Here is a 16,763-nt window from a genome sequence, read left to right on the forward strand (position 1 = left end):
TTGCGCGGCCCTACGCACAGCATATTCAATATCTGAGCGCGCGTCTAGTCGGTCGGATTTCTGAGAGGAAGACGGACATGAAACTCGCACTCATCGGTATCGGACAGGCAGGCGGCAAAGTCGTCGACGCCCTCGTCGACTACGAGCGACGGGCGAAGACGGGGTTCGTCGTCGACGCAATCGCGGTCAACTCGGCCCGCGCGGACCTTCGGGGACTTCGAACCGTCCCCGAGTCGCGGCAGGTGCTCGTCGGCCTGACGCGCGTGAAGGGCCACGGCGTCGGCGCGGACAACGAACTCGGCGCGGAGGTCATCGCGGAAGACGTCGGCGAGGTGCTCTCGATGATCGACGACCTCCCGGTCCACGAGATAGACGCCTTCCTCGTCGTCGCCGGACTCGGCGGCGGCACCGGCTCGGGCGGCGCGCCCGTCATCGCGCGGGAACTGAAGCACATCTACACCGAACCCGTCTACGGGCTCGGCATCCTCCCCGCGCGGGACGAAGGCGGCATCTACACGCTCAACGCCGCGCGCTCCTTCCAGACGTTCGTCCGCGAGGTCGACAACCTCATCGTGTTCGACAACGACGCCTGGCGGAAGACCGGCGAGTCGCTCGAAGCCGGCTACGGCAGTCTCAACGCCGAACTCGCCCGCCGGCTCGGCGTGCTGTTCAGCGCCGGCGAGGGCGACGGCTCCGGCGCGGTGGCGGAGTCCGTCGTGGACGCCTCCGAGATAATCAACACGCTCGGCGGCGGCGGCGTCTCGACTATCGGTTACGCCGCCGTCGAACTCGACCGCCCGAAGCGGGGCCTCCTGTCTCGACTCTCCGGCGGGAAGGCCGAGGCCGACGACGGCGGCGATTCGACGAACCGAATCACCAGCCTCGTGCGCCGCGCCGCGCTCGGGCGGCTCACGCTGCCCTGCGAGATTTCCGGCGCGGAGCGCGGCCTCGTCGTCGTCGCCGGCCCGTCGGACGTGCTGTCGCGCCGCGGCATCGAGCGCGCGCGGACGTGGCTCGAAGACGCGACCGGGACGATGGAGATTCGCGGCGGCGACTACCCCATCGACTCGAACTTCGTCGCCGCGGTCGTGCTCCTGTCGGGCGTCTACGACGTGCCGCGGGTCAAGGAGTTACAGGCGGTCGCCATCGAGACCCAACGCGATATGCTCGCCAAACGCGAGTCCAGCGCGGCGTCGCTCGACGACCTCGTCTCGACCGGCGACGACCGCATCGAACCGCTGTTCTGAGCCGTCTTCGTCCGGTTTCTCTCACCGGTACCGCTCACCCTCGGCCGCGGGGAAGGGTCATAGTGCCGCGGTACCAACTACCGAACGATGGCCGAGTACCCGCTGAAACAACGCTTCGTGCTCGACACCTCGCTGTTTCTCTCCGAGGAGATTCGAGACGACGACGAGACGTTCGAGGAGGGCATCGAACGGCTCCTCGACACCATCGCCGCCGCGCGACTGGACCTGAACATCTCGTGTTACATGCCGCCGTCTATCGCCGCGGAGTTGGAACACATCCTCCGCGAGCGCGGCGTCTCGGAGGACGTGCTCGGCAAACTCGATACGTGGGTCATCAAGAAACACCCCGACCGCTACGAGGTGTACATCCCCGCCGAAGTCGTCTACCGCTTTATCGACGAGATGTCCGACCGGGTCAACCGCGGCCTCCGCGTCTCCGAGAAGGCCGTCCGTAAGGCCGAGGAGTCGAAACAGCGCTCCAACGGGGGGTCGAAGCTCTCCGACGTCGACAAGGTCATCTCCGACCTCCGCGAGGACTACCGCGGCGCGCTCAGACAGGGCGTACTCGACTCTCGGGAGGACTTCGACCTCCTCATCCTCGCGCGCGAACTGAACGCCGGCGTCGTCACCGAAGACACCGGCATCATCAGTTGGGCCGCCGACTTCGGCCTGCGGAACCTCCGCGGGCGGGCGTTTCCGACCCTCTTAGAAGAGTACCTCATGGCGCTCGACAGCCCGCGCCCGTGGGTCGGGGGCGACGACGGCGTCGACCCCGACCGACTGTAACCCTCCGGTCGCTCTCACCCCGACGCCTACTCCATCGCATCGAGGTCGACGAAGCTCCCCTCGAACGCCGAAATCCACCGCGTCAGTTGGGCCTCGGGCGTCGCATCGGCCGGGTAAATCGTGCACTCCTCGCGCCCGTCGGGATGGGTGGTCAGCCGAGACGCGAGTCGCGGGCGAGCGTGGTCTTCGTTCCCCGAATCCGGCGGGTGTACCGGCTCCGAGCCCATCAGCGGTCCCCGCCGAGGGCGACTTCGAGCCCCCGGTCGTCGTTTAGCGAGACCGTGACCGACTCGACGCTCGACCGATACTGGTGGGTGTGCGTCCCGTTCGCCCGCAGTTGGAGCGTCTCGTTGAGCAACGCCGCCTCCGAGAGCTGTTCGACCTTCCGGTAGGTCGTCGACAGCGGCACGTCGCACGCCTCCGAGAGGTCCTGTGCGGTCATCGGCTCGGTCGCGCCTTGCAGGGTCGTGAGAATCTGCCGGCACGCGCGGTCCGAGAGCGCTTCCAGCACCTGTTCCGCCTCCAACTCGGCGGGCTTCGGTCCGGTCGGCGTGCGTCTGAGGCCGGTCTGCATGCTCACTCGTACGTTCGGCCGCGTCGTCCGTCGAAGAGCACCCCGAATATGCGGGGCGCTTTATAGCCCCCACCGACCGGCCGCAGCCCGCCTGTCGACGGTGGCGGCGGTGACACGAACCACGATATAAAGGCCCGGTGTATCGGGGGTGTTTATATCAGGGGCTGGGGCGACTTCGTACTCTTATGACGAGCGCAGCGGGCATCAGAGCGGAGTTGAAGGTGACGGGGCCGGACGGCTGTCCCGTCGCGACGGTCTCCGAGGGCGACACCTCGGGCTACGCGCTCTCGCGGAGCATGGCTCCCAACGAGCGCGGGTCGGTCGTCGAGGAGTTCGTCTTCGACGACGACGACGGGGTTCCCGAGGAGATGGAACGGTTGTTCGAGTACGGCGACGGCAGCGTCTACCGGTTCGACCGCGAGGGCGGCGTCGGCTGTCCCTGCGAGCGCGTCGAGGCGTTCGACTGCCCGGTCGTGGACGTACAGACGCGCGACGGCGCGCTGTTTCTGACGTTCCACGCGCCAGACGTGGAGACGCTCCGCGACGTGGTCGCCGCCCTCCGAGAGTCGTCGGGGGCGGTGGACGTGCGCCGGCTGCTCCAGTCGTCGACCGACGAGTCGCGGGACCTCGTGTTGGTCGAGCGCGGCCAGCTCACCGACCGCCAGCGCGAGGTGCTGGAGACATCCCACGAGATGGGCTACTTCGACCACCCGCGGCGCGCGAACAAAGGCGAGGTCGCGGCCGAACTCGGCATCACGACCTCGACGTTCTCCGAGCACCTCGCCATGGCGCAGAAGAAGCTCATGGGTGCCATTCTCCAGGAGTGACGAGATGGGACGTGTCGCCGGGGTATCAGTCCCCCGCGAATGCAGGGTGCGCCACCTCGGGGCCCCGCGGCGTACCGCTAGCCGGTGAGCAACGATGCGCGAGTTCGACGTGACCTGTCCCGAGTGCGGCGAGCGCTACCGGGTCAACGAGCCGATGATGCGGACGCTCCGGGAGACCGGCTGCGTCCTCTGTACCGCGCCGCTGAACGACGCCGCGAAGTCCGCGTGACGCCGACGCCGCCGACGCCGCGGCCGCTTACGCTTACTCGACGACGACGACGCCGACCATGCCGAGCGTCTCGTGGGGGACGCAGACGTAGTTGTACTCGCCGGACTCCTCGAACGTGTACTCGAAGGTGTGGCCCTCGGAGACGGTGAGCTCCGACTCGAACAGGCCGTCTTCGCGGTTGACGACGTTGTGCGTCCCGCCGTTTCCGGTCCACTCCCAGACGACCGTCGTTCCCGGCGAGACCTGCACCGCGGCGGGGGCGAACGCGTAGCCGCCGCCGTTGCCTGCCGCGCCGACCGCGACCGTCACGCTGTCCTGTCCCGTCAGGTCGTGGACGCCGTCGTAGTTTTGCGTCCGGTCGAACCAGCCGCCGAAGTCACGCATCTCGTGGTCGGCCGCGTCGTCCCCGCCGGACGTGTCGCCGCCGGCTCCGTCCCCGTCGCCCGCGCCGCCGGAGCCGTCGCCGGACGAACTCGAACAGCCCGCAAGCAGCGCGATACCAGTCGAAGCCGCCGTTGCGTGGAGAACCGACCGCCGGGAGAACCGTTGCGTCATTAGCTGGCTCTAGTGAGCGGCCGAACAAGTCGAAAGCTTCGATTCCCACGCGCTGAAAACGGGCGAAACGAGCGTGACCGTCCCGCCCGAAGGCGACAGCATGGACGACGACGACCCGAGGCGACGACCGCGAATCGACGGCAGCCGCCAGTGGGAAGTGTTCTACCGCGACGTGCCGACCGAGCCGATGCGCCACGTCGGCAGCGTGAGCGCGCCCGCCGAGGACCTCGCGACCGAGCAGGCGCGGACGCTGTTCGGCGGCGGCGACGCGGACCTCTGGCTCGCGCCGGCCGACGAGTTCCTCCGACTCGGGGGGAACGACCTCGCTGCGAAGGGCGAGGAGTCGAACGGCGGGGCGGGAACCGGCGACGATGCGGGGGACGCCCGCGGTGCCGAAAACGGGGTGTCCGCCGAGTGATTTCCATCAGCAAGCTCCTCTGCGGGCAGGGAGCCGAGGGCGACGGCCTCCGCTACGACGACCCCGACGCCGACATCGACCAGATACGCGAGGAGAAACAGAAACGTCCGGTCGTGGTCTGGAACACGACGCGGCGCTGTAACCTCTACTGCGAACACTGCTACGCCGGGGCCGACCTCGACCCCGCGCAGGGCGAACTCTCGACCGCCGAGGCGAAGGGCCTCATCGACGACCTCGCGGCCTACGACGTGCCCGTGCTTCTGTTCTCGGGCGGCGAACCGCTCGTCCGCGAGGACCTCGTCGAACTCGTGGACTACGCCACCGACGCCGGCATCCGGGCGGTGCTTTCGACCAACGGGACGCTCATCACCGAGGAGAAGGCCCGGGCGCTCCGCGACGCGGGGCTCTCGTACGCCGGCGTCTCCGTCGACGGCTTGGAGGAACGCAACGACCGCTTCCGCGGGAAAGACGGCGCGTTCGACGCCGCCGTCCGCGGCATCGAAAACTGCCTCTCGGTGGGGCTCAAGACCGGCCTCCGGTACACCATCACCGAGCACAACGCCGCCGACATGGAGGACGTGGTGGACCTGCTGTACGACGTGGGCGTCGACCGCTTCTGTTTCTACCACCTCGACTACGGCGGCCGCGGCGGCGACATCGCCGACGCCGACCTCGACGACGAGGCCCAGCGCCGCGCCGTCCGCCGGCTGTTCGACATGACCCGCGAGTACCACGCCGAGGGCGAGGAGATAGAGACGCTCCTGGTCGGCAACTACGCCGACTCCGCCTACGTGGTCGAGTACGCCGAGGAGGAGCTCGGACGCGACCACGCCGAGCGGATTCACCGGTATCTCCGCGTCAACGGCGGCGACCCGACCGGTGAGCGCGTCGCCGACGTGGACTACCGCGGCGACGTGCACCTCACGCAGTTCTGGCAGGGGTACAGCCTCGGCAACGTCCGGGACCGCCCGTTCGGTGACATCTGGGACGACGAGTCGAACCCGCTTCTCGCCAAACTCCGCGAGCGGGAGGAACACCTCACCGGCAAGTGCGCGACCTGCCAGTATCAGGACGTGTGTCGCGGCTCCTCGCGGCTTCGGTCGCTCGCGGCGACGGGCGAACTGTTCGGTCCCGACCCGCAGTGTTACCTGACGCCCGAGGAGCGCGGCGCGGGGGCCGACGCGAGTCCGGGCGCGGCCGACTGAGCGCCGCCGACCCCGCCGTCTCCTTTCACCCGCTGGGAACGCTCCGTACGCTTATTTTTCGTCGACTCCAACCGCGGCTATGGAAACCAAACGGGGAGTTCCGAACATCCTCGGGAACGGGCTCGTCGGCGTCGGTCTCGTCATCTTCGCCGTCGCGGTCGCGGACGCGGTCGGCGTCGTGGACGCGCGCTTTTCGCCCGGCGTCTACCTCATCTTCGTGGCGATTAGCTTCATCCTCGCGTGGCTGTTGCGGTCTTTGACGTAGCGCGTCGAAGCCGGACACGACCGAAAAACCGGAGATTGAGACGGGACGCTCGCTTACTCGGCCGCGCCCGCGGCCGCCCGCTTCTCCTCGCGTTCGAGCTCTTCGAGGTAGTCGTCGGCGTCGAGGGCGGCCTTCACGCCCATGCCGCCGGCGGTCGCGGCCTGCTGGTAGTGGTAGTCGACCACGTCACCCGCGGCGAAGATGCCGGGCACGTCGGTCGCCGTCTGGCCGCCGCCGGAGCCGCCCTTGGCGACGATGTAGCCGTCGTCGTCGCGCTGGACGCCCGTCCCCTCGAGGTAGTCGGCGTTCGGCGTGTGGCCGATGGCGTAGAACACCGCGCCCACGTCGAAGTCGAACTCCTCGGTCCCGGGGTCGTCGAGCTTGTCGCTCGGGTGACCCTCGGGGTTGCGGACGAGCGTGACGTGGTCGACGCCCTCCTCGGGCGAGCCGTGAAGCTCCGTCGCCTCGGTGTTGAGCATGAGTTCGATTTCGCCCTCGTCGACCTTCTCCATCAGGCGGTCGACCCAGTAGTCCTCGGCGCGGAACTCCTCGCGGCGGTGGACGAGGTACACCGTCGAGGCGAACTTGGTGAGGAAGTTGGCCTCCTCGACGGCGGCGTCGCCCCCGCCGATGACCATGATTTTCTCGCCGCGGAAGAACGCGCCGTCGCAGGTCGCACACGTCGACAGGCCGTAGCCCATCAGGTTCTCCTCGCCGGGGATGCCGAGGGTGCGGGCCGACGCGCCCGACGCCGCGATGAGGGCGTCCGCGGTGTACACGTCGCCGTTCTTGAGCGTGACCGTGAAGGGTCGCTCCGAGGCGTCCACGTCCTCGATGATGCCGTGGCGAATCTCCGTGCCGAAGCGCTCGGCCTGCTCTTTCATGTTGTTGATGAGCTCCGGCCCGGAGATGCCCTCGGGGAAGCCGGGGTAGTTGTCGACCTCGGTCGTGAGCGTGAGCTGTCCGCCCGGCTCGTCACCCTCCAGTACCAGCGGCTCGTTGTTGGAGCGGGCCGCGTAGATGGCCGACGAGAGGCCGGAGATACCCGAGCCGGCGATGATGAGTTTCCTGTGTTCCACGAACGAATCGGCGTCCTCTGTCATAGCCGATAGTTCGCTACACCGGCGTCTTAAGGTTTCGCTGTATTGCGAGGCGCGCTACACCACCGACACGACAACGCATGCCACGGCTCTCGCGGCGCGCGGAGCGAAAGACCGGTATCCGTCGCGGACGCACGACTCCGCATGGCCGCCGACTTACAGGAGAAGACGAACCGCTACGAGGGAATGCTCGCCGACGCGCTCGACGAGGCGGTGCAGGCCGTCCCCGACGAGACGCACCTCGGCGACGCCGCCGCCGACTGTCTGGAGATGGCCGAGTCCTACCTCGACGACGGCCGGCACTTCAAAGCCGACGACGACTGGGTGAACGCGCTGGCGTCATTTTCGTACGGCTATGGCTGGCTGGATGCGGGCGTCAGAATGGGGCTGTTCGACGTTCCCGACGACTCGCACCTGTTTACGATGTGAGCCGGGGAACCGGGAGGATTACTCGAACCGGAACGTCGCGCCGTCGGGGCCGTCTTCGACCTCAACGCCGAGCGCCGTCAGGTCGTCGCGCAGGTCGTCGGCGCGCTCGTAGTTGCCCGCCTCGCGCTCGGCCTCGCGCACGTCCAAGACGAGCTGGACGAGGTCCTCCGCGACCGACACGTCGCCGCCCTCGCCCGCGTCACCGAACGAGAGGCCGAACACCTCGCCGCCGAGGTCTTCGAACGCCTCGATTGCCCGCCGGAGCGCGCGGTAGTCGTACGCGTCGGCGTCGACGACGTGGCGGTTGACCGCGCCGGCGAGGCCGAGCAGTTCGGCCATCGCCTCGCGGACGTTGAAGTCGTCGTTCATCGCCTCGCGGAAGTTCTCGCGGGTCGCGGTCACGGTGTCGCGGAGCTCCCCCGCCTCGACTTTCGTCCGGGCGTCGGGGCTGTCGGCGGCGTCGACGGCCGCCTCGTAGGCGCGTTCGAGGCGCTCCCAGCGCTCTTCGGCCTCGGCGATGGTCTCCTCGGAGTACGTCTGCTCGGAGCCGTAGGCCGTCGAGAGGTAGAACGTCCGAATCACGTCCGCGCCGAACTCGTCGAGGGCGTCGCCGACGGTGAAGAAGTTGCCGAGGCTCGAACTCATCTTGTCGCCCTCCGTCTGGAGCAGGCCGACGTGGAGCCAGTAGCGGGCGAACTGCTGGCCGGTCGCCGCCTCAGACTGGGCGATTTCGTTCTCGTGGTGCGGGAACACGAGGTCGCGGCCGCCGACGTGGATGTCGAGGGTGTCTCCGAGGTGCGTCATCGACATCGCGGAGCACTCGATGTGCCAGCCGGGGCGGCCCTCGCCCCACGGCGACTCCCAGGTCTGACCGCACGGCTCGTGGAGCGGGTCGAGGTCGGGGTCGCGGTGTTCGGCGGCCGTCTTGGGGTCGACCGCGCCGGCCTTCCAGAGCGCGAAGTCGGTCGGGTTGCGCTTCTCGGAGCGCTCGTCTTTCGTCGCCCGCGACTCCAGTTCCTCGAGCTTCTGGTTCGAGAGCTTCCCGTAGTCGTCGAACGTGGACACGTCGAAGTAGACGGAGCCGTTTGACTCGTAGGCGTGGCCGCGGTCGACGAGCGTCTGTACGAGGTCGATAATCTCGGGGATGTGCTCGGAGACGCGCGGGTAGACCTCGGCGCGCTTCAGGTTCAGCCCGCGCATGTCGCGAATCACGTCGCCGACGAAGTGCTCGGCGACGCCCGCCTCGTCGCCGCCGAGGTCGTCCTCGCCGATGCGGGCGGCTATCTTCTCGTTCACGTCGGTGAAGTTCTCGACGTGGCGCACGTCGTAGCCCTCGTAGTCCAGCCAGCGGTGCATCAGGTCGGCGTGCATCCACAGGCGGGCGTGGCCGAGGTGCGCGTGGTCCGAGACCGTCAGTCCGCAGACGTAGAGCAACACTTCGTCGCCGTGCGACTCGAACTCCTCGCGCTCTCCCGTCAGGGTGTTGGTCACGGACAGGGTCATCACATTCGGCTACTTCCGGGACCGCTTTCAACCCGTCGGAAGCGCGGCCGGTTCGGGGTCGGTGTGCCGCCGTCCTCACGGGCCGACCGCCGCGCCGTCGTCACCTCATCGCAGCGGTTACTTCGTCCACTCCGGGCGGTCGGCCTCGCCGCGGCGAATCTTCGCCAGCGTCTCCTCCGAGAGCAGTCGCTTGACGAACGCCGGAATCCGGTCGGTTGGGTCGGCGGTTGCATCGTCGCCGGTCGGGGTGGACTCAGCGCCGCCGACTCGGTCGCCCGTCGAGGTCGTCGCACCCATCTCCCTGCTGACCGCGCGGTCGGCGTTCGCCGCCGACGCGAGCGCGTAGTGACCGCCTCTGGTGGCGACGCCGCCGTCGGTCGTCGTCTCCGCGCGCCGGCGGAACGATTCGAGGTCGGCCTCGCGGTCCAACTCCTCGACGGCCGTGTCGAGGTCGGCGGCCTGTTCGGCCTGCTCGGAGACGCTCTCGGAGATGCGGTCTATCTCCTCGGTCACCTCGTCGACCTGCGTCGCCGCGTCGTCGACGAAGGTGGCGATGTCGGAGGTGAGCGTCGCCTGCTCGTCGGTCGCCCGCGCCACCTCGTCGATGCCGTCGGTCACGTCGGCGACCGAGTCGGTTATCTCGTCGAGGCTCTCGACGGTCGATTCGACCCGCTCGATGCCGTGGTCGATGTTCTCGTCGGCCGACGACAGCGCCTCGGCGGTGTCCTCGATGTGGTCGGTCACGTCCTCTATCATCTGGCCGATGCGCTCGGCCTGCGACTTCGACTCGTTGGCGAGCGATTTCACCTCGTCCGCGACGACGGCGAAGCCGGAGCCGGCCTCGCCGGCGCGAGCGGCCTCGATGGAGGCGTTGAGCGCGAGCAGGTTCGTCCGGTCGGCCACCTCGTCGATGACCTCGACGATGTCCTGAATCTCGTCGATGGCGGCCACGAGCGCCTCGACGTTGACGGTTATCTCGTCGCGGTCGTCACCGACCTGCCGCATCGCGTCGATCGCCTCGCCGGCCTCGGCGCGGCCCTCCTCGGCCCGCGTGGTGGCCTCGTCGCTTCGGGAAGACACGTCGTCGGCGGTGGCCGCGACCTCCTCGACGGTCGCGCTGAGGTTCGACAGCTCGGCGGCGATTTCCTCGGTCATGTCGGCCTGCCGGGCCGCCAGTCCCTCGATTTCCGCGATGCTCTGGCTCGTGCCCGCGGTCTCCTCGTGAAGCTGGGACGCGACCGACTCCAGGTCCCCGCGGCTCTCTCTGGCCCGGCGGACCTCCTCGCGAACGTCCAGCGAGTACGAGTAGAGGTAGGTTGCGTTGACGACCTGCCGGTCGAGGTTGAGCCCGCGGACGACCGCCATCATGTCCGCGAACGCCTCGTCGATGGTGTGTTCGACGCGGTCGGCGTCGTCGCCCGACAGCGACTCGGTGGCGTCGGCGACGGCGCGCCCGCGGAGTTCGTCCGCGAAGATGCCGGTGACGTTGGCGAACATCCCGCCGAAGTAGTGCAGCGGCATGTCGAGTTTGTCGTGGAGCAGGCCGATTCGGGTGCGCGCCGCGTAGTGGTTCCGGTCGTAGTTCCCGTCGGTGAACGAGCGGTAGTAGCCGGAGACGACCGCGCGGAGGCCGTCGAGGTCGGTCGTCGAGCGGTCGATGACGTCCGTCGTCCGCTCGTTCGCGAGAATCGGCTCGACGAAGCCGTCGACGAGCGCCTCGTCGCGGGTCTCGACGACATCTCGGAGATCTGCGAGACGCGCGGCGTCCTCGTCGTCGAAGCCGACGAACGACTGCCGCCAGCCCAACTCGTCGCCGTCGAGGTCGAGTTCGGCGAGGAGTTCCGTGGATGAAAGCGAGATGTTGCCGTCGTCGTCGCGGGGGCTGGGCGAAACCATTGAGGAACTCACCGACTCCGAGGTAATAAGCGCCGGCCGCCGGCTATCACGGTTGATAGCCGAGAATCAGACGTATAAATCGCTGACGGCCGCCTCGACGACGCGGAGGGCGGCGGCCCCCTGTCGGCGCGGCACGACCACGGCGAGCGCGTCGCCCGCGACGCCCGCGGCGTCGACGACGACGGACTCGGCGTCGAGTCGGGAGAGGACGGCGGCGAGGACGGTCGGGTCGACCTCGCCCTCAGCGATGATAGCCGTGAGCGGGCCGCCGCTTGCGAGGTCGACGCCGGCGACCGAGAGCACGGGGTCGTCGTCGGTCTCCTCGACGTCCTCGCCCACGAGGCCGACGCCGCTCCGCATCGTCACGGACGCGTCTCGGGGGTCGGCTTCCAGCGACGGGAGGTCGTCAGCGAACCGGCGGAGCGCGGCCGCGACCGCCTCGTCGTCGCCGAGGTCGAGTTCGGCCGCGGCGGCGGCGTAGTTGACGACGCCCGCGCGGAGCGCGGTGAGGAGGTACGGTCGTTCGCGGACTGCGTCGCGCGCGTCGGCGGCGAGGGACATGCCTCAGCGGTGGTCGGGCGCGCGCAAAAAAGCGCCGCTCGCCGGGCGCTGTCGCGGCCGTCTCGGAGGCGACTCCCCGCCCCACCGCGTCGCGCCGCCTGAACGAGTAGTGAACGCGAGTTGGCCGAACCCGAAGATTCCTTTCTTCGATGCGAAGTTCATAAGACACTCCCCTCGTAACCCCCGGACATGCAAGCTCTGGTCATCGTGGCGCACGGGTCGCACCTGAACCCGGATTCGAGCGCCCCCACCTACGACCACGCGGACACGGTCCGCGAGGTGGGCGCGTTCGACGAGGTACGGACCGGCTTCTGGAAGGAAGAGCCGTCTATCCGCGAGGTGCTCCGGACCGTCGAGGCCGACGAGGTGTACGTCGTCCCGCTTTTCATCAGCGAGGGCTACTTCACGGAGCAGGTCATCCCGCGGGAACTCCGCCTCGACGGGTGGGACGTGGCCGACTGGGACTCCGACGGCCTGTCGGCGTCGCACGTCACCCTCACCGCGAACGACGTGCCCGAGAAGACGATTCACTACTGCGGGCCGGTCGGGACGCACGCGGCGATGACCGACGTGTTGGTCCGCCGGGCCGAGACGGTCACCGGCGACCCGAACGTCGGTGAGGGCTTCGGCCTCGCCGTCGTCGGCCACGGGACCGAGCGCAACGAGAACTCCGCGAAGGCAATCGAGTACCACGCCGACCGCATCCGCGAGATGGGCCGTTTCGACGAGGTACAGGCGCTCTACATGGACGAGGAACCCGAGGTCGACGACGTGACCGACTACTTCGACTCCGAGGACGTGGTCGTCGTCCCGCTGTTTATCGCCGACGGCTTCCACACCCAAGAGGACATCCCGGAGGACATGGGCCTGACCGACGACTACCGAACGGGCTACGACGTGCCCGCCGAGGTCGAGGGCCACTGCATCTGGTACGCCGGGGCGGTCGGAACCGAGGGGCTCATGGCCGACGTGGTACTCGAACGCGCGGCCGACGCGGGTGCCGACATCGGTAACAGCCTCGAAGTCGTGCGCGAACGCACCCGGAAGACGCCGCAGGAGGCGAACTGATGGGGCACCACCGCAACGCCCTCGTCGACGCCGCGACGACCGGCGGCGGCGTCTCGCTCGACGGCCTCACCGTCGCCCCCGACGGCGACGGCGGGTTCCGCCTCGAAACGCCCGACGCGACGCTCTCGGGGCTCACCGAAGACGGACTCCGCGAGGCTCTCGACGACTGCGACGACTACGCGACGAACTGGTACTTCTGGTCCGAGGTCGTCGGGGAGTCCAGCCCGCAACGACGGGCGTTCCTCCGCTGGGTCGAGGGCGCGCCGGTCGATACGGGCGGCGACGGAAACGGAAGCGACAGCGCCAGCGACGCCGACGCTGACGCCGCCGTCGCTTCGGTCCCCGAACGGTACGACGACCTCCGGGACGGGGTCAGCCGCGAGTGGGGCCAACTGCTCGTCACGGTCACGGTCGACGACCACGGCGAGCGGTCCTACGAACTCCGCCACGCCGACGAGGCCGCCGCCGACCGCGACGACCTCGACGCCTACCACGAACCGCTCGCGGCCCGCCAGTTGGCGACCTACGACGAGAAGGGGCGGTACCGCCCGCTGAAGTCCGGCAGCAACCTCGCCGGCGGCTGGCTGTTCCCCGCCCTCGACGGCCGCGACCTCGTGGAGACCGTCGAGACGTTCTACCCCGCGTCGGTTCCCAACTGGTACCGCGAGCGCCGGGGCGAACTCGACGTGACCCACTGGGAGGACGCCATCGGCCGTCAGACCGGGATGTACAGCGTCGTGAAGACGTGGAACCGCGGCGACGGTCACGAACACGTCGACTGGGTCGCGGAGGCCTGCTGCGACGACAGCCAGTGCGTCAAGCGCCGCGAGTGGGAGTACGACGACGACACCGACCTCGACGTGGACGGCGGCGACGGCGCGTTCCCGTGCCGCGAGCCGTGTTCCGTCGTCATCGCGGCGTCCCGAAAGTGGACGCGGCTGGAGGGCGAGGAGACCCGGACCTACGAGTTCGAACTCACGCCCTCGGAGAAACAACAGGTCGAGGACATCATCGACGCCGTCGCGGACGGCCGCATCGACGACATCCGCGAGGCCGACGTGTACGAGGGCGCGAACCGCTACCGGGCGCGGTTCCTGCGCGCGAAACTGTTCGACGACGACGGGAACCTCGGCGGCGTCCCGACCGACGCGCCCGACGACGAGTAAGTCGCGCCGCGAGAGACCCGCCCGACTTTTTCGGCTGCCGTCACCGCATCGTTAGCATCACCGCATCGTCAGCACCAGCGCCGCGAGAACGCCGCCGACGACGACGCCGGCCCCGAGGGTGATGGCGAAACTCTCGAACAGCGACGCGAGCGCCACCGCGAGAACGAGCGCGACGAGCGCGAGGCCGAAAAGCGGGGCGGCCCGCGGGTCGACGCTCGGGAACACGTCGGCGATGCTCTCGGTCACGCTCGGCTCGGGTTCGGGCTGTTTCGGCTTCGACAGCGTCTCGTCCACGTCGACCGGCGGTTTGCCGCCGGAGCCGGGTTCGACGGTCACGTCGACGTATCTCGTCTCCGAGCCGTGGCCCGAGACGATTTTGAGCTTCCCCGATACCGGCTCGGACGGCTGGGTGACGAACACCTCGACGGTCTTGGTCTGGTCGCCGTCGACGAAGTGGTTCCCTTCGGAGAGGCTCGCCGCGCGCGAGAGTTCGTCGTCGATGTGCAGGTGGACGTGCACCGCCTGCCCCTCGTTCGCGAGTTCGACCGAGAACGGCCCGTTCGTCGAGAACGACGGCGCTACCGAGAGGTCGTGCGGGCGCTCGTCGTTCAGCGTGACGGTGAGCGGCGCGTTCGACACGGCTTCACCGTCGAGACGAGAATAGAAAAACGTTCAGGTCCGATGAGGTGTCTCCTCAGTCGTCGCGCATGTCCGGCGGCAGGAGGTTCGGGATGCCGTCCTCGATGGGGTACACCTCGCCGGTGACCGTACCGATGAGCCGCCCCTCGATGATTTCGTCGCCGTCGCGCTCGTCGACTTCCAACTCGAGTTCGCTCTTGTCGAGGGGGTCACAGAGGATGTCCATCAGGGATTCTTTCATCGTCGTGACGGTGGATTGCGCGAAGTAAAAGCGTACGGGTTCGCCGCCGTCACGGCGGTGGTCGGCGGGCGGAAGCGCGCCGTCACCGGGTGGACGACTGCGCGGCGCTCAGTCGTCGAACGGGTTTTCGAGGTGGACCGTCTGCTCGCGGCCGGGGCCGACGCCGACGGCGTAAATCGGCACGTCGAGTTCGTCCGAGAGGTATTCGAGGTAGTCCTGTGCGGCGTCGGGGATGGCGTCGTAGCCCTCCTCGGCGACGGCCGCCCAGTCGACTTCCGGCCACGTGTCGAACTCCTTGAGGACGGGTTCGCACTCGCCCCAGCGCTCGGTCGTCGCGGGCATCGTCAGGCGTTCGTCGCCCTCCAGTTCGTAGGCGTGGCCGACCTTGACCTCGTCGAGGCCGGCGAGCACGTCGAGGTGGTTGACGGCGATGCCGGTGAAGCCGCTGACGCGGGCGGCGTGGCGGAGCATCGGCATGTCGAGCCAGCCGATACGGCGCGGGCGGCCGGTGACGGTGCCGAACTCGCCGCCCTTCTCGCGGATGAACTCCGCGAGCTCCTCGTCGCGGTCGTCGCCGTTCAGCTCGGTCAGCATCGGGCCCTCGCCGACGCGGGAGAGGTAGGATTTGACGATGCCGACGACCTCGCCCTGTCCGACGACGGTCGGACCGACGCCGGTGCCGGTGGCCGCGCCGCCCGCGGTCGGGTTCGAGGAGGTCACGTACGGGTAGCTCCCGTGGTCGATGTCGATGAGGGTGCCCTGTGCGCCCTCGAACATCACGCTGTCGCCGGCCTCGCGGCGCTCGGCGAGGAAGTCGCCGCAGTTGACGGCCATGTCGTCCTCGCGGAGGCGGCGGCCGATTTCGGTGTACTCCTCGACGAGCGCTTCCACGTCGCACTCCTCGCCGGCTTCGAGGCCGTACACGTCCTCGATGAGCGCCTTCTTCTGGGGCACGACGTACTCCAGTCGTTGGCGGAGCACGTCGGGGTCGAGCAGGTCGCCGACGCGGATGCCGCGGCGGCCCGCCTTGTCCTCGTAGGTGGGACCGATGCCGCGGCCGGTCGTGCCGACGGTGAGGTCCGAGTCGGCCTTCGCCTCCTCTTCGATGGTGTCGAGGCGGCGGTGGTACGGCATGATGACGTGCGCGCGCTTGGCGAGGCGCACGTCGGGGTCGAGGCCGCGCTCGCGGAGGTCGTCGATTTCGGAGAACAGCGTCCGCGGGTTGATGACGCAGCCGTTTCCGAGCACGCCGATTTTGTCGCGGACGGCCCCGCTCGGGACGAGCGAAAGCTTGTACTCCTCGCCGTCTTCGACGACGGTGTGGCCGGCGTTGTCGCCGCCCTGATAGCGGACGACGATATCAGCGTCGCCGCCCCACAGGTCGACGAGCGCGCCTTTGCCCTCGTCGCCGAGTTGCGAACCGACGATGGTAACAGTCATACGTCGGCCGTTCCCCGCGCCGGACTAAACAGATTACGGTCGCGGCCGACGAGCAATGCACATTCGTGTCTAATTCTCGAACCGTTGCCGAGGAATACGCCATGAACACGCATTGGCGTGGCGACGGATAACACAACGGTTAATTAGTGTCCTCGTTAAGGTCGCGTTATCTCATTTTTTCGCCGGCTCGGAGGGCAAGGCTTAAAGCCTCCCAAGAAGAGTTAACAAATGGCATGATAGACCGACTTGAGAAGGAAGTCGATATGTTGGAGCGCCATCTCCAGGTCCTGAAGATGGTCATCGAAAGTGAGCCGATCGGCATCGTGAAGATGTCCAACGAGACGGGCTACCCGCACCACAAGGTTCGCTACTCCCTCCGCGTTCTCGAAGAAGAGAACCTCATCGAGCCCTCCAGCCAGGGCGCAATCACCACCGAGCGCACCCAAGAGTTCGTCGACGAACTCGACGACAAGCTCGACGAAATCGTCGGCAAGCTCGAATCGATGAAAATCGAGGAAGCGGCCGAAATCGAGAACTAACCACACTTCAGGCGCACGCGGTCGTTCTATCCTGTTTCGTCCGACGAGTCTCTCCGGGCACGACATCGGACCGAC

The 16,763-nt window shown here is 68.2% G+C and carries 21 protein-coding genes; 11 read left to right on the forward strand and 10 right to left on the reverse strand.

From position 1 onward, the window contains the following. Window positions 1-77: 77 nt before the first annotated feature. Both cetZ3 and C458_RS04825 read left to right on the forward strand, forming a co-directional pair. Complete coding sequence (gene cetZ3 / locus C458_RS04820; RefSeq protein ID WP_008573693.1) at window positions 78-1,247, forward strand: tubulin-like protein CetZ3; 1,170 nt, start codon at window positions 78-80, stop codon at window positions 1,245-1,247. 87 nt (window positions 1,248-1,334) lie between these two features. Further along, window positions 1,335-2,033: an RNA ligase partner protein gene (locus C458_RS04825; protein WP_008573695.1), complete on the forward strand. Its 699-nt coding sequence runs from the start codon at window positions 1,335-1,337 to the stop codon at window positions 2,031-2,033. Window positions 2,034-2,059: 26 nt separating this feature from the next. Here C458_RS04825 and C458_RS04830 read toward each other — a convergent pair whose 3' ends face one another. Together C458_RS04830 and C458_RS04835 are read right to left on the reverse strand one after the other, a co-directional pair. After that, entirely contained in the window at window positions 2,060-2,260 is a 201-nt protein-coding gene (locus tag C458_RS04830; protein WP_008573697.1) for a hypothetical protein, read from the reverse strand. Continuing rightward, window positions 2,260-2,607 (reverse strand): helix-turn-helix domain-containing protein, encoded by a 348-nt coding sequence (locus C458_RS04835; RefSeq protein ID WP_008573699.1) that lies wholly within the window; start codon window positions 2,605-2,607, stop codon window positions 2,260-2,262. The genes C458_RS04830 and C458_RS04835 overlap by 1 nt, the downstream gene beginning before the upstream one ends. 185 nt (window positions 2,608-2,792) lie before the next feature. On the opposite strand from C458_RS04835, the gene C458_RS04840 reads away from it, so the two are divergent. After that, complete coding sequence (locus C458_RS04840) at window positions 2,793-3,434, forward strand: helix-turn-helix domain-containing protein (protein WP_008573701.1); 642 nt, start codon at window positions 2,793-2,795, stop codon at window positions 3,432-3,434. Between the two features lie 94 nt (window positions 3,435-3,528). Then, window positions 3,529-3,663, forward strand: coding sequence for a hypothetical protein (locus C458_RS18780; protein WP_004043819.1), 135 nt, complete (start codon window positions 3,529-3,531; stop codon window positions 3,661-3,663). Window positions 3,664-3,696: 33 nt separating this feature from the next. Here C458_RS18780 and C458_RS04845 read toward each other — a convergent pair whose 3' ends face one another. Further along, window positions 3,697-4,218 carry a halocyanin domain-containing protein gene (locus C458_RS04845; protein ID WP_008573704.1) on the reverse strand — a complete coding sequence of 174 codons (522 nt, stop codon included), beginning with the start codon at window positions 4,216-4,218 and terminating at the stop codon, window positions 3,697-3,699. Between the two features lie 73 nt (window positions 4,219-4,291). On the opposite strand from C458_RS04845, the gene C458_RS04850 reads away from it, so the two are divergent. From C458_RS04850 to C458_RS04860, 3 genes are all read left to right on the forward strand, one after another. Further along, window positions 4,292-4,636: an Htur_1727 family rSAM-partnered candidate RiPP gene (locus C458_RS04850; protein ID WP_008579181.1), complete on the forward strand. Its 345-nt coding sequence runs from the start codon at window positions 4,292-4,294 to the stop codon at window positions 4,634-4,636. Beyond that, entirely contained in the window at window positions 4,633-5,841 is a 1,209-nt protein-coding gene (locus C458_RS04855) for a TIGR04347 family pseudo-SAM/SPASM protein (protein ID WP_008573708.1), read from the forward strand. Before C458_RS04850 ends, C458_RS04855 begins: the two co-directional genes overlap by 4 nt. A gap of 79 nt (window positions 5,842-5,920) precedes the next feature. Beyond that, entirely contained in the window at window positions 5,921-6,106 is a 186-nt protein-coding gene (locus C458_RS04860; RefSeq protein ID WP_008573710.1) for a hypothetical protein, read from the forward strand. Between the two features lie 53 nt (window positions 6,107-6,159). On the opposite strand, the gene C458_RS04865 is transcribed toward C458_RS04860, so the two are convergent. Then, a complete protein-coding gene (locus C458_RS04865; protein ID WP_008573712.1) occupies window positions 6,160-7,209 on the reverse strand; it encodes an NAD(P)/FAD-dependent oxidoreductase in 1,050 nt (349 codons plus the stop codon). A gap of 141 nt (window positions 7,210-7,350) precedes the next feature. Between C458_RS04865 and C458_RS04870 the strand changes: the two genes are divergently transcribed. Next, window positions 7,351-7,635 (forward strand): DUF357 domain-containing protein, encoded by a 285-nt coding sequence (locus C458_RS04870; RefSeq protein ID WP_008573715.1) that lies wholly within the window; start codon window positions 7,351-7,353, stop codon window positions 7,633-7,635. 18 nt (window positions 7,636-7,653) lie between these two features. On the opposite strand, the gene cysS is transcribed toward C458_RS04870, so the two are convergent. The 3 genes from cysS to C458_RS04885 form a co-directional block, all read right to left on the reverse strand. Continuing rightward, on the reverse strand, window positions 7,654-9,138 hold the full coding sequence (cysS, locus tag C458_RS04875; RefSeq protein ID WP_008573716.1) for a cysteine--tRNA ligase: 1,485 nt from the start codon (window positions 9,136-9,138) through the stop codon (window positions 7,654-7,656). A gap of 117 nt (window positions 9,139-9,255) precedes the next feature. After that, entirely contained in the window at window positions 9,256-11,034 is a 1,779-nt protein-coding gene (locus C458_RS04880; RefSeq protein WP_008573717.1) for a globin-coupled sensor protein, read from the reverse strand. Window positions 11,035-11,100: 66 nt separating this feature from the next. Further along, window positions 11,101-11,595: a hypothetical protein gene (locus C458_RS04885; RefSeq protein ID WP_004063889.1), complete on the reverse strand. Its 495-nt coding sequence runs from the start codon at window positions 11,593-11,595 to the stop codon at window positions 11,101-11,103. A gap of 189 nt (window positions 11,596-11,784) precedes the next feature. Here C458_RS04885 and C458_RS04890 point away from each other — a divergent pair, with 189 nt between their 5' ends. Next, window positions 11,785-12,663 carry a CbiX/SirB N-terminal domain-containing protein gene (locus C458_RS04890; protein WP_008573720.1) on the forward strand — a complete coding sequence of 293 codons (879 nt, stop codon included), beginning with the start codon at window positions 11,785-11,787 and terminating at the stop codon, window positions 12,661-12,663. Further along, window positions 12,663-13,829, forward strand: coding sequence for a DR2241 family protein (locus C458_RS04895; RefSeq protein WP_008573722.1), 1,167 nt, complete (start codon window positions 12,663-12,665; stop codon window positions 13,827-13,829). The genes C458_RS04890 and C458_RS04895 overlap by 1 nt, the downstream gene beginning before the upstream one ends. Before the next feature lie 57 nt (window positions 13,830-13,886). Here C458_RS04895 and C458_RS04900 read toward each other — a convergent pair whose 3' ends face one another. The 3 genes from C458_RS04900 to C458_RS04910 all read right to left on the reverse strand — a co-directional run bounded on the left by C458_RS04900 (window position 13,887) and on the right by C458_RS04910 (window position 16,149). Continuing rightward, window positions 13,887-14,468: a hypothetical protein gene (locus C458_RS04900; protein ID WP_004063868.1), complete on the reverse strand. Its 582-nt coding sequence runs from the start codon at window positions 14,466-14,468 to the stop codon at window positions 13,887-13,889. A 55-nt stretch (window positions 14,469-14,523) separates the two neighbouring features. Beyond that, a complete protein-coding gene (locus tag C458_RS04905) occupies window positions 14,524-14,709 on the reverse strand; it encodes a methytransferase partner Trm112 (protein ID WP_013035425.1) in 186 nt (61 codons plus the stop codon). A gap of 108 nt (window positions 14,710-14,817) precedes the next feature. Next, complete coding sequence (locus C458_RS04910) at window positions 14,818-16,149, reverse strand: adenylosuccinate synthase (protein WP_008573724.1); 1,332 nt, start codon at window positions 16,147-16,149, stop codon at window positions 14,818-14,820. Between the two features lie 233 nt (window positions 16,150-16,382). Here C458_RS04910 and C458_RS04915 point away from each other — a divergent pair, with 233 nt between their 5' ends. Further along, window positions 16,383-16,688, forward strand: coding sequence for a hypothetical protein (locus C458_RS04915; RefSeq protein ID WP_004043804.1), 306 nt, complete (start codon window positions 16,383-16,385; stop codon window positions 16,686-16,688). The last annotated feature ends 75 nt before the right edge of the window (window positions 16,689-16,763 follow it).

Origin of the sequence: Haloferax sp. ATCC BAA-644, from assembly GCF_000336975.1 — an archaeon.
Lineage (GTDB): Archaea > Halobacteriota > Halobacteria > Halobacteriales > Haloferacaceae > Haloferax > Haloferax volcanii.